11 protein-coding genes and 1 pseudogene are annotated in these 12,639 nt (G+C 54.8%); 5 read left to right on the forward strand and 7 right to left on the reverse strand.

Translation table 11 applies throughout. The features are described from left to right. Positions 1-22: 22 nt before the first annotated feature. Complete coding sequence (locus Enr13x_RS10245; RefSeq protein WP_145385974.1) at positions 23-493, reverse strand: hypothetical protein; 471 nt, start codon at positions 491-493, stop codon at positions 23-25. Positions 494-861: 368 nt separating this feature from the next. Between Enr13x_RS10245 and Enr13x_RS10250 the strand changes: the two genes are divergently transcribed. Further along, positions 862-1,851: a cellulase family glycosylhydrolase gene (locus Enr13x_RS10250; protein WP_231744190.1), complete on the forward strand. Its 990-nt coding sequence runs from the start codon at positions 862-864 to the stop codon at positions 1,849-1,851. A 315-nt stretch (positions 1,852-2,166) separates the two neighbouring features. Here Enr13x_RS10250 and Enr13x_RS10255 read toward each other — a convergent pair whose 3' ends face one another. Continuing rightward, positions 2,167-4,677, reverse strand: a complete 2,511-nt coding sequence (locus tag Enr13x_RS10255) for a hypothetical protein (RefSeq protein WP_197455921.1) — start codon at positions 4,675-4,677, stop codon at positions 2,167-2,169. Between the two features lie 861 nt (positions 4,678-5,538). On the opposite strand from Enr13x_RS10255, the gene Enr13x_RS39355 reads away from it, so the two are divergent. Then, positions 5,539-5,667 (forward strand): hypothetical protein, encoded by a 129-nt coding sequence (locus Enr13x_RS39355; protein WP_261344174.1) that lies wholly within the window; start codon positions 5,539-5,541, stop codon positions 5,665-5,667. Between the two features lie 73 nt (positions 5,668-5,740). Here Enr13x_RS39355 and Enr13x_RS38870 read toward each other — a convergent pair whose 3' ends face one another. The 5 genes and pseudogenes from Enr13x_RS38870 to Enr13x_RS10275 form a co-directional block, all read right to left on the reverse strand. Further along, positions 5,741-7,264: a YncE family protein gene (locus tag Enr13x_RS38870; RefSeq protein ID WP_231744191.1), complete on the reverse strand. Its 1,524-nt coding sequence runs from the start codon at positions 7,262-7,264 to the stop codon at positions 5,741-5,743. Between the two features lie 201 nt (positions 7,265-7,465). Continuing rightward, positions 7,466-8,128, reverse strand: a pseudogene (locus Enr13x_RS39720) (S1C family serine protease); the annotation flags it as partial. 936 nt (positions 8,129-9,064) lie between these two features. Next, on the reverse strand, positions 9,065-9,217 hold the full coding sequence (locus Enr13x_RS38875; protein ID WP_231744192.1) for a hypothetical protein: 153 nt from the start codon (positions 9,215-9,217) through the stop codon (positions 9,065-9,067). 163 nt (positions 9,218-9,380) lie between these two features. Further along, the gene (locus Enr13x_RS10270) at positions 9,381-9,629 is read right to left on the reverse strand and encodes a hypothetical protein (RefSeq protein ID WP_145385979.1); all 249 of its coding nucleotides are present in this window, start codon (positions 9,627-9,629) and stop codon (positions 9,381-9,383) included. Positions 9,630-10,109: 480 nt separating this feature from the next. Continuing rightward, a complete protein-coding gene (locus Enr13x_RS10275) occupies positions 10,110-10,457 on the reverse strand; it encodes a hypothetical protein (protein ID WP_197455923.1) in 348 nt (115 codons plus the stop codon). Between the two features lie 380 nt (positions 10,458-10,837). Between Enr13x_RS10275 and Enr13x_RS10280 the strand changes: the two genes are divergently transcribed. From Enr13x_RS10280 to Enr13x_RS10290, 3 genes are all read left to right on the forward strand, one after another. Then, positions 10,838-11,341: a thioredoxin family protein gene (locus Enr13x_RS10280; RefSeq protein ID WP_145385981.1), complete on the forward strand. Its 504-nt coding sequence runs from the start codon at positions 10,838-10,840 to the stop codon at positions 11,339-11,341. A gap of 65 nt (positions 11,342-11,406) precedes the next feature. After that, a complete protein-coding gene (locus Enr13x_RS39725) occupies positions 11,407-11,625 on the forward strand; it encodes a serine hydrolase (protein ID WP_390621102.1) in 219 nt (72 codons plus the stop codon). Between the two features lie 293 nt (positions 11,626-11,918). After that, on the forward strand, positions 11,919-12,497 hold the full coding sequence (locus tag Enr13x_RS10290; RefSeq protein WP_145385983.1) for an ECF-type sigma factor: 579 nt from the start codon (positions 11,919-11,921) through the stop codon (positions 12,495-12,497). Positions 12,498-12,639 lie beyond the last annotated feature (142 nt).

Below are 12,639 nucleotides of genomic sequence, written 5' to 3' on the forward strand. Positions count from 1 at the left end.
GCCAGAAATTGTTCCGGCGGTCCTAGGGCTTCCTCGGCCAAGTGGCTGGATTCCCACGCACGGTATACACTTTCCACTTTCCTTTTGCGAAGTACTCACCGTGTAAGACATAGCCGAACCAATCGCTCCACACGAGGCGTTCATGTCTATACTGTGTGGCGAATGGTCGGCGTTTCCGAAAATCAGCTATCGTCTTTTCTTTGAAATCAGCATCGGTGATGACGCGATATTTTGCGTACACGGTTTCGAAGACGAACGGTGATGCTGCGAAGATCGCCGCAAAGAACGCGACAACGACGATGAGAGTCTTCAGCTTAAACTGCCTGCGTCGCCGCTTTTGCCTCAATGATCTACGTTTGGCGATGTCCTGAAGACGGTTTAAAACCGTGAGGTAGCTCGTATCACCAGCTGGCCGCATCAGATTCTTGTATGATTTTTGTGGTCGCATCGAACATGCTTTCAGTGCGAGAATCAACCCTGCCGTCAATACCAATTCAGATTACTCGAATGAGAACAGTCGATCAATTGCATCCGTCGTCGTTCTGGGAACCGGATCGGGCAAGGAGCATCGGCTCGCTCTGGGCGGTGATCGAACACGACCGAACCCACGACTGCCAACGGAGCTCGGCTGATCCATTTCTCTCGACTTCACACTACGATTTACTGGAGCGATCGCAGGCGATCACGAAAGGTAGTTCAATGAGCTTGTTTGCATGTTTTCGAATCTTGTGGAACGCCGGAGCTGTTGTCGTGCTGCTATTGGCATGCCAACTCGGCCAGGTCCATGCACAGGAACAGCCGGCGACAAACGCATCTCCCATGGAACGCGTGCGGTTGTCAAAGGACGGAACAAAGTTTGTCTTGGCCGATTCCGGCGCGACATTCGCTCCATGGGGGTTCAATTTCGTCGGCGAGTTCGGCCGGATCGTTGAGGAGTATTGGGAGGAGGATTGGCCCGGCGTCGAAGAAGATTTTCACCGCATGGCCGCGCTCGGCGCGAACGTGGTGCGCCTGCACCTTCAGATCGGCACCTACATGGAGACCGCCGAAGAGGTCGACCCGCAAGCTTTGGCCCTGCTTCGGCGAACCCTCGATCTGGCGCAACGATGTGGTCTTTATTTGGATCTGACCGGGCTGGGATGTTATCACCTCGATGCCGTGCCAGACTGGTTGGATGACCTGTCCGAAGCGGAACGTTGGGAGACCCAGGCACGTTTTTGGGAAGCGGTCGCAGAAACCTGTGCCGGCCATCCCGCCGTGTTCTGCTATGACCTGATGAACGAGCCGGTCCTTGGGAGGGCCAAAGACGGCGAACATCCGTGGTTGCTGGGCGAGCTGGAGGGCTTCTATTTCGTGCAAAGGATTTCCAGTGATCCCATGCAGCGTGATCGTCAGACGATTGTTGAAGCCTGGGTCAAAAAGATGGTGCGGGCGATCAGGAAACATGATCGCGATGGGCTGATCACCGTGGGCGTGATTCCGTGGGCACACGTCTGGCCCACCGCCAAGCCTTTGTTCTATTCTCCGGATGTGGCGCGGCACCTCGATTTCGTGAGCGTCCACTTTTACCCCAAGGCGGGCGAAGTCGAAAAAGCGCTTGCTGCTCTGTCCGTTTATGACATCGGTAAGCCATTGGTTGTCGAAGAAACGTTCCCTTTGAGCTGCTCACTGGAGGAGTTCGACGAGTTTGTCGAAGGGGGCAACGTTCGAGTCGATGGCTGGATCAGCCACTACTTCGGCAACTCCATCGAGGAGCATGCCGCAGGTGCCAAGCCGTCCGGGGAAGTCACGGCTAAGTTTCTCAAGTACTGGAAAGACAAGAAGGCGGCGATCCAAACGGAGCAGCAATAGCCGCATAGAAATCCCCACCCGGCAGGAACACGCGACAAACGGAGGGGCTCGCCGTACGACAAAGACAGATTGGGCAGCGATTCGGATGGCAAATCGCCGGCTTGGGGGCGACCCGTTTCGGTTGGGGCCGAACAGCGGAGGGGATTGGTTTAAACTGAGGCCAGTGTTGGGTCTTTGAAACCTCTGTCGGATTCTGGTCAATGGTGGCCAGCCCCGCATTCTCATCCATTCGTCAAGGAGTTGTTATGAACCTTCGTTCGTTGGGTGCTTCGGCTGGTGAAGTTTGGAGTGGAAGTTGCAGCGGGCGACACTTGCTCACGGGATAGGCGATTGCGGAAAGACAAGCAGCTTGATATCGGGGTGGTTCTCTTTGAATTGCGACTCTTCGCCCTCGCTGATTTGCGTTTTGCCGATGGTGATCCATTTTAACTTTTCAAGATCGCCCAGACGTTGCAGCTCTCCGCCAAAGATATTCGTCCACTGCACAGAAAGCCGCTCCAGGGTTTCCATCTTGTTGATGTGGTCCAGTGCGTCATCCGTGATCGGGGTGCTGGCCATCGACAATCTCGTCAGCTTGGGAAACCACTTGGAAATCGCCGCGACTCCGGCATCACTAACGTTCGTTTTTTGAAGCGAAAGTTCCTCCAGATGGCTCATGCCCCGCATCGCTGCAATGGATTCGTCGTTTATGTCTGAGTTATTTAGCGATAGTTTGCGAAGCGTCTGGATCCCTCCCAGCAAGCCCATTCGTTCGGGCGAAATGCTTATTTTGTTGAGGGCTAACGATTCAAGCGACGGCAGTTGACAGAGGGCGCCGAGGCCTATTTCGCTGATGGGCGTTTGCTGGTGCGGCGTGATCTGGAGGTCCGAAAGCTGTTTGGCGACAGTCAGGTGTGCAAGATTTGCTTCATCAAATTGGACATCGCTTAGCGACAGCGATTTCAAATGGGGGAGCTTGCCAAATTCACTCAGGATCGCGCTGGTGACGCGGGGGGCGTTGCTGCAGCGAAATTGACTCAGTGACACCATTTTTCTGATATCGGTAAAGGCAGTGTTCGTGATCCTCTCGCAGCGGTAAATGCTCATTTTTTCAATCGTTCCCGACTCGGCAAGCGCAGCGATCAGCGCTTGCACCGCATCGTCGGAAAAATCGATCTGCGAAATCGTAAGCGACTTCAGCGATCGAATCTTTCCAATCGCCTGTGCCCCGATCGGAGAAACCGACAGACGGCTCATCGAGATTGATTCGAGAACGGGGTATTCTCCAATGGCGCTCCATCCGCCGTCAGTAATCTTGACGGAGCTTAGGTACATCCTCTTAATCGGCACGTCGGCCAGCAACTTGAGTTGCTGCTCGTCGTATGACTCGGATCTGGTGAGGAAGACGGTGGCAAGATTGGGCGTCTTCTTTAGTTTTGCGGCGATCTCGGGCGTGATGGCACCGCGTAGATGTGCGTTTCTTCCACCGGTGGTGCGGTTGTCAGTGAAGCCGACCGAAGGCGCGCGGAGGTTAAATGGCCGCCGCCCCTCGTTCAAAGTGACGCGGCGAAGCGAGGACGTTGCTTGCTCCAGTTTCGCGATTCCCTCCTTAGTAACCTTGGTTCCACTGAGCCGGATGGTGGTTAGCTTTGCGTGACCGTGCAGATGAGCAATGCCGGCATCCGTGATCTCCGCGTTCGTGATCGAGAGCGATTCGAGTTCCTTTGCGTTACGCAGGTGGCGAAGGGAATGGTCGTCGATCGCTGTGCTGTAGACGCTTAGATAGACGAGACTCGCACGCGAAAGATTTTCCCAGCCGGCGTCACTGACGCCTTCGACTCGGCTGATCCTGATCCGGAGAGGAATTTCGATCCGTGACATCCATTCCCATTGTGTGTTATCGACGGCAGATACCACAATCTCGACACTTCGAATCGCTCTCAACCGATTGAGTACGTCAACCGCTTCCCGATCGAATTCAAACTTAGAAATCATGAGTGTGTCGAGCTTCGTGATCCCTTCGATGATCTTTAACTGATCAAGTGAGTCGGGCTGAAAAGACAGGACTCGCAGACTGGGAAAGTCGGTCAGATGTCGAATGCCATCCGCCGAGAACTGGGTGTCGTTAAGAAACAAAAATCTAAGTTTGCTGAGGTTTTTCAGCTTGCCCAGACCATCGTCTGTCATGGAAACGTCTAAGAACGACAGAGTCGAGATTGATGGGAGGTCCAAGATCGGCGCAATCGCGGCATCGGTGATCTCGTTGCTTCGCATGAACACCGAAGTCAACTTCGGCAGAAATTGTAGGTAGTGAGCTTGGCGGTTGGTGGTGATCGAGACGCTCGTCGCGTTCCCCTCTTTGGAAAGACTTACCCTGACTCCCAATGACGTGAGCTTGGCAATGGCCCGCTCCTCGTCCGTGGTTTTCAGTTCCTTGACCCGTGCGGCAGCAATCGCGGCGATCTGGTTGGCGGGCTCCTCGCTGAGACGCTCGAGCGCGGGCAACGCGATTTCGACTCCTTTCGGGTCGCGCGAGATTTGCGCCAATGCCTCAACGCACCGTGTCGCGACTTCCAATTGGTCTGACTTCGCGCCCTTCTCGAGTGCGCCTACCGCGCGGCTTCCCGCCGCGACCAGTTGGTCATACGAGGTTCGCCGCGTATTGAATTTGTTGCTGCTAAGTCCATTGATTAGCACCTCGAACGTCGCCGGCTCATTCTGATCTGCTGCTGGAGACTCTGTCGCGACATTCAGCTGGGCTTCCAAGCTGGTTGCAGCCGCCAAGGCGAAAAGAGTCGTAAAACCGATCGTTCTCAATACAGCCGTCACATGAAAAGACTTTGCCATCACATCCTCCCTCGGGATTGCAAATCGCCCAACGCCAGTAGCGAGCGATTCATTTTGCAGCGCCCGCAGATGACAGTCTAACATTCCGCCAGCACGCTGAGGTGGCAGCCTTCTTCGAGCAGGCGGATCGCGGCGAGATCGGCGTGCGATTGGGGAATCACATCAATGACATCGGCGTTGAAGGATACAACAGTGCACCGTCCGATAGCGGGTCGTTTCTCGTGGGGGCAGGTTTTTTAATAGAAGGTAATAGAATTGGCCACCCACTTTTCTTGGCTCGATTTCGGTATTCGGGTCCACTTTCATCTTGCTCAGTACACCGTGGGGAGATTGCTTTGGCTCGGAAACCTCGCTCGGAAGTGGTGGATCCCGAGTCGGATCGGTCTGGACCATCACGGCTGGTGCGAACTGGTGCAGAAGTTCGACAAGATCTTCAAGCGTGTCGCGGGGACGGCAGGCAATCTCGCGGCTGAAACCACACGTGGCGGCCATGGTTGGCTCTGTGCCCCTGGGAACCCACTGTAACCGGCCGGTTGATTAAAGCCGCCACTTCGCCACGGTCGATAAGTCAAGTCGCTGGTGGCTGCTGCGCTGCCGACGGGAAATCATTCAATGATCGTCGGCGTCTCGATGGATTGAGCTAGAAAATGGAATGTGAGTGTCCTGACAGCCGCTCCCCGCGCAGAGGTTTTTAGGTGGCCCCGTTTACCCTGCTGTTTACCCTCTGGAAGAAGTCGCACCACTTGGATTTCAGCAATCCCAACGACGCGACAGGGGCGTGGTGGCGGCAGGAGAATCGAGAAACGACCGTCTCGCTTGTGCGGCGTCGGGGCTTGACCGAGCAGACAAATCCTGGGCGGATTGCGTAACGAGCCGCGGTCGCTGCAACCTCCGCTCATCAATTACCTGTTCGATCCGGCGCCGCACGGCATCAGCATTCCGCTGCAATGCGTCGGTGTGTCCGGCGGGCAAGCACCGATGCGAGCGTAGCCCCTTGCTCAGGCGTGCGGGATTGAATCGACAGACCGCCAGCGATTTGCCGCTCACCTTATGCGCGCATTGTTTAGAACTCGACCGTGATCACGAACTTGAGGACTGACGCCGTCTTGCCATCGTGCTGATGGGCGATTTCGACATCCCACTGACCGAGACTCGATACGTCTGTCTTCCATTGAATCTTACCGGTCTTCGGATCGACCTTCATTCCCTGGGGACCGTTTTTCAATTCATACTTGCCTTCGGCCTTCGGCAGCTTCGGGTCAAAAGCCAGCGTTTCACCCTGCTTGATCTTCTCGGGTGGAGAAAGCGGCTTGGTCGTTGATCCATCCTTTGCAATCTTGTTCGGCGCAGACTTCGGTAACGGGACGCAGTACCAGTCGGATTCGACTTCATCCACCATCAATGCAAATCGCCCGCGGATATTTGCACCGTACGTCGAGATGCAATACAGCAGATAGTCGTTTGAGCCGTCTCCAATGACACACGCGCGACTCACCGCGGCACCCGCAATGCGACCAGCCACCGTTAGCACGGAGCCATGATTTGCCGTGCCAACGAGCAGTTTCGCGGGGCGATCATGCAGGTGGATGTTCTTGGTCAGGAACATGCTGACCGGCTGTCCAAGCGGAACCTCTTTCTTCCACAGTACCTGTCCATTCTGGTCAACGGCAATCAATGGTAAGGCCTCTGGATTGCTCAGGTCGTTGCCCCGAGTCATCAGGAATTTTGTGCCATCGTGCCACGCGGCGATGATCGTTCCATCGATCGTCCACAGCGTTTCATCATTAGCTGGTGTGAACGCGGCGGTCTTGTTTTCTACCTTCGCCGCAACAAAGTGCTTTTTAGGCGTCGGATAGATTGGGCCGACTGTTTCGTGTTCAAATTTGGCGATGCTCCGGCCGCCTTGCATTTGAGAAATTGTGGGGATCCCACTCGGGCTGCCCCCAAAATTCCGTTGGGACGCCACGTAATCGCCCATGACGACCATGCGTTCAGAATCTTGTGTGCTGACCGTCTTCGTTGTCCGCGATTCGACATCCAATTCCAAGAGCACCGTATTCCGATCCGGGGCTGCTCCATTCGGACTGCACAGTACGTAAAGGTTTTCGGACATCACCGCCAAGCTCAACGCGACGGGAACACCGCGATTCACTTTGATCGGTGCTGCGTTAACGATGCGATGACTCTCGGGATCAACAATGGCAACGACCTTCGACTCTGGGCAGAGCACTGCAATGTTTTTCCCGAAGACCACGACATCGGCCGGCGAGCGAGGAACTTGAATTCGATCACCCACGCGCTGATCATTGGGATTCCAAAACACCAATTCTTTGCTCGTGTTTCCTTCCCGCACGATGTACGCGCCGTCTCCGTTTGGTGAAGCCGTCCAAGCGATCACCCGTCCAACAAAATCGACGGGGATCACACGGTCCTCTGATTCGCCCTTCGAATCACTCTGAGCTTGCACCGGAGTGATCGATCCGGAAATTCTACCATCCCGCACCGGGATACTTAACGCCGGCTTTTCCTTGACCGTTCCATCCTCAAGGACCGCTCGCGTCACCAGCGAAACATGCTTGGACTTCAACAGGATATCGGCCGAGACAGTCGCTTCACGTCCATGACGTGTAAACGGAACCTCCGTCGTGTTGCCATCGCTGGAAACGATGGCGGTCAACTCACGAATGTTCTCATATGGGTCACACAATGTGATTGCGATCTTCAGTTTTGCAGTGCCGTCAGATTCGATGTCGACGGCAACGATGTCGCCTGCGAGAAACGATTGAACTTTATTCACCGGGATCGCGAAACCGATTCCAGCGTTCTGAACCGTTGCGGCTGCGACACCAATCAGTTGCCCGGCAGAATTGACGACCGGACCGCCTGAGTTGCCGGGGTTCAGGTTTCCATCGAGTTGAATCAGCTCGAGCTGATCATCTTCGTCACGACGCAAGCTTGACACAGACGCCTTGGAAATCGTGATGGCGGGTGTCTTTCGATTGCCCTTCAGTTCTGCGCCGAATGGAAATCCAAGTACAAATGTTTCCATCGTTTGGCTGACCTCGGCAGAATCGGCGAACGTCAGCGGTGACGGCAAGTCGTCGGCCTTGACGTAAAGCAACGCAAGATCCTGTCTCACTCTCGATGCGATGACATCCGCAGAATGGATCCTCGCCGCGCTCGTCCCGCTTTGAAACACAACCTTGACTTTCGCGCGTTTGTGCCCATCGATGACATGATGATTGGTCAGCACAAATGCACCCGTGTCATCGTCAGCAACAAGAAACCCACTACCGGACGACGAACTCCTGCTGGACTCCACCGTGACCATGACAGATGCGTCTTTGAGTTTTTGTAAAAGCGTCGGTTGGATATCGTCAGCATTGGCGACACCGATGAGCGACCCAACAATGAAAACCGCTGAGACGACGCGTAGGAATGAGCAGGTCATGGAGCCTCTGGGTTTAAAAACCTTGAGAGAAATATCAAGTGGAGTCTTCCGACGAAGATCCTAATGAGACTTTCGTTTGCAGCAGCCAGGTAAATCGAGAGCGTGCCGCCGATATCCGGAACAACGCCGTTTTGGTGCCGACTTTGACCGCCTCCAGCGACTGGTAGCGATTTTGATCCTATTTGTCCTGCTGATTTTGCCAGAGATGGCGAGGGTTTTCCACTTGCTCGGCCAGATTTTGCGCAATGAAGAAGGGGAACCATGCCCGAAACGCGTTTTCAGCTGAGCAGACGCCGCGCTGCGCGGCGAATTTGGCCTCGATGGTACAAGAGTCGGGTGCCACACTTTGCCGGGAATGACATTGCGACGGCCGAGCACCTGCCGATCAACCGGGACGGTGGTTTGCCAAGCGGTGCGGGTTGGCGGCGATGTAGACCACGATGACGACAGTCGAAAAGAGATGAATGGTGCCACCGACCACGTGACATCGGGGCTACCGGCTTGCTGCTTTGCGAGCAGGAGTGTTGACCTTGGTGGGTGTGCAGTGGTCGTAGCGCCCCGAACGAGGGTCGAAGGTGGCAAGCATTCTCGAATCAAATCCTCAACCACGGCGATCTCAAGATTGTCGAACCGTTGCGAGCATCGATCCGCCGACCTTGCTTGGCCACTTCCAGTTCCTAGCAAAGAATCACTAGGCGATAGGTTTCTTTGCAATCGGTTGGACTGACGCGACCTCGGTTACCCATTCAGCGGAGAGACGCTTGTTGTCGCAACAGCGTTTTGCCACGATCTGTACTGTGATGTTTTCTGGTCGGGCACGATTAGGCGTTTTCGGATCGTACTTGGGGGATCGAGGTAGTGGTTTCCAATGATCATTTGGCACGTCTTCGGCGAGATTTACCAGTCCAGGATAGGCCTTCATGCCAAAGAGAACTTTCACGCCCGCCGCGTCCCACCGATCCAGTTGGACCATTTGGGTGAATGCCGTGTCGCCTCGTAAGGCGATGCGACGAAATCCCGCTCGGCGACATAGCTCGATCGCACGATCGGCTTCCGCGGCGGCGCCTTCTTGACTAACGCGATTGCCACTGCGTTTGCCACTGCGATTGAGCAATCGCAACACTTCACCCGTCTCGGCCAATGTCATCACCAGAGGATGATAGCCCACACACCCTTGTAGCTGATGTCCATTCCCTCTTTACACTGGCCTGTGGTCTCCACAAGCGTACCATCCATCTCGATGGTCGCTTGATCAAAGAACGAATCGCCTTTGTTTCTTGAACAGATGCAGCGATTGATCAATCCGTTCTGGCAGTCCTAGCTTGGTCGCGAATGCATGAGTGGCAGCCACGCCGCCGTAGGCAGTACCATGAGTTTTCTGCGACAACTCGTAGGCGGTGTTAGCACCTTGGATCATTGGCCGACCGCGATCATGAGAGGCGGATTGATCCAGTCTTCGGCGAATTTGTCGTTTGCGTCTGCGGATCAGATCGGGTTTCATTATTTTCACTCGAAATCTCCATCGCGGTGAACGAGCAGAATGTTGGGCCTCGGCAAAAAGACCAACAATCTGCGGGGATACTTCGAGTTTTTCATGCGCAAATCCCGTGCCAATCAGCCGTCATCTGCTGGTTTAGGGACTAGAAGTAGGTCAAGGCAATCGTCGTTACGGATTCGGCCCGATCGTTTCCATGATCGCGCGTTGAGGATGCACGAAGTTCCAGCACGGTCAAGCCTCTGCAGTCTGGCCGCTTGGGTGCACCGTTGTCCTAAATCCAGTCGAATTCTCACGAATGGTGCGCCGAAGGAATTCAGCCATTTTGCGGCGGTCGATGCAACCTCCCGCAGTTACGGAACCATATGACTAGATCGCTAATGGATTGGTTCACGCCCTTGCGATTGCGATGTCGGCCTGCCGCTGCTGTGAGGTGAGTGCGTCACCTTTGTGGCTTGGCATGGATCCAATTGTCGAACGGACTGCTCACGATTCGACATTGATCAGCCTGTTGCGTAGCTCCTCAAGACGTGATTTCTCGGGTCTCAGGTTGGTCCGAATCTCACGTCTGATCTGCCAATATGCGAGCCCCATGAATACGACGAAAGCTGGAATGAAGATGGTGTAGAACGAGTAACGCTTCGAATCCTCAACGATGAACAAGCCGATCGCCAGCCCCAAGCTTGTTGGGCCCGCAAACCACCAGAGGAAGTTCCGTATTCGCCCCATTTGGTAGATTACCGCGTCGATGGATTGCTGGACGATCCCAAGCAGGGAAGCATCGAAGCGCATCTCCCGTTTCTTGCGCGCGTTTCGGCCAGTCCAGACAAACATTGCGGCCAATAGGCTGGCGATAGAGCCATGTGGACTCAGCAACTTGCGTCTTGTACCCCGGGATCGACTTCCACACTTGGAATGCGATTTATTGAAGCAGGTCGTCGCGATCGTGTATTGACTGCGCGAAGGATCGAGCCACCTTGATCAACAAGCCCTTGTGGCGACTCAGCCAGTCGTTCCGTACTCGTACCCTTCTGAACGCAGAATCACGTGATTTCTGCTAATCAGTTCCTTTGCTCCGTTGCAATCAGGCTCATCGTCTGCCCTGCCATCAGGATCTCTTCTCACTTTGTTGTCGGGCAATTGAGAGATTTGGCGGTTGCCATGGTAGAGGTGTAAATCCGGCCCCTGTAACCTAGCGATCCAATAGGAACGACATGCAATCCAAATTCCCAATCACCGGCGACCACGAATCACGACCTAATGGCAAATCGTTTTTCCATTTTTGGCGATGCTTCTGGCTTTCCTTTCTCGTTATCTCACTCGCCTACGCTTGGTACTGCTATTACGTCCCCTCCAATCGCGTCGCTTGGGCTGAAAGCTACGCTTCTGCTCAAACGAAAGCCATTCAGACTGGGAAACCCATACTGCTCTATTTTACCGGCGAGTGGTGCGTTCCGTGTCGGATTATGAAACGCAACGTATGGGCCGACGAACAGGTGGCGGCATCGGTCAATGCGGAATTCATCCCTGTGGAAATTGACGTGGACGACCCTGACGACGCTGCTGTGTTAGCTCGCTACAACATCGTCGGCTCTCCCTTCACGATCGTTACCGATCAGGAAGGGAACGTTCTGCGATGGCGAGAAGGGGGACTCGAAAAATCCGAATTTCTCGAATTCCTCAAGGCATCCAATTCATTCGTTTCTGAGGATTCTTAGTGCCAAACGCCACGGCTACCGTTTCACCACAGAGAAATGAACGAAGAGCTTGGGGCACTGGTGCGGTGAATCCGGCAGACTCTGTCGTGGCCGGCTCGATCTCCAAGAGCTTCACGGCGCTGGCCGTCATGCAACTGGTTGAGGCAGGCACGGTCGACCTAGACACCGAGCTCTCGCAATATCTTGACGGTTTTTCGGGCCGGCGAACTTCACCGACAAAACCTACCGAGAGCATTTGGACTTCCGCTCGCTTAACGGCATCTTCGTCTTTCGACCCAGCGTAAATGCCTACTTTGGAACAGACTGGACGGTTTGGAATCGGACAGGGAAAGCAAACTCAGTCGGTGTCCGTCGCTGTTGTAGGAATTCGTGTCGTCTGATTCGCCTGACCTTGCATGGATCGTTTGTTGGCGGTGTAAATGATTGCCGGCACCGCCGAATGGTCGCTCAAAAAATCGCCAGACGTTCAGGCTGTGGAGCACACCGTCGAGGCTGAGCCGACTATCATTGCTTGTTTAGGTGCAAATTCGGACTTTTCGAGAGGCGTGATAAATACCTTGAATCTAAGTGTTAGTAGATGAACGACATCACGCAAAAATTGGAGCCGGACGAAGCTTCACAGCAGCTTTCGACAACGGATCTGCTCCCTCTGGTTTACGACGAGCTGAAGAAGTTGGCTGCGGCCCGTTTGGCTCTGGAAGGCCCCGGACATAGCCTTCAAACGACGGCTCTTGTTCATGAGGCTTATACGCGTCTTGTCGGATCGCACCGGAGCCCACGATGGGACGGTCGCGGCCACTTCTTTGCGGCCGCGGCGGAGGCGATGAGGCGGATTCTTGTCGATCATGCGCGTAACGCACGTCGCCAGAAACGTGGCGGTACCGCAAAATCCGTTCCGCTGGAATTGATCGATCTGCACTGGCAGCCAGAGTACGGCGATATCCTGGATTTACATGAGGCGTTGGACGGTCTGGCGGAAGTCTCCCCGCCGGCGGCCGAATTGGTCAAGTTGCGATGTTTCGCTGGCCAAACGTACGCGGAGGCCGCGTTATTGATGGACATCTCCCCCCGAACCGCGAAACGATACTGGGCATTTGCACGCGCATGGCTGTATCGCGCGATCGCTACGCCGGAAACGCGACTCGAATCGGACTGATTTTTCTGTTTTCGTGGCACCCCGGTACATCAAACGGAGCATTGAACCACTGAAGGCGTCTTCTGCACGTCGATCTCCTACCAAAAATTGATCCTGCCGAAGAATCCATGACCCGCGAGCGATCCGCCCAAAGCATGCCAGA

Source organism: Stieleria neptunia (assembly GCF_007754155.1).
GTDB lineage: Bacteria > Planctomycetota > Planctomycetia > Pirellulales > Pirellulaceae > Stieleria > Stieleria neptunia.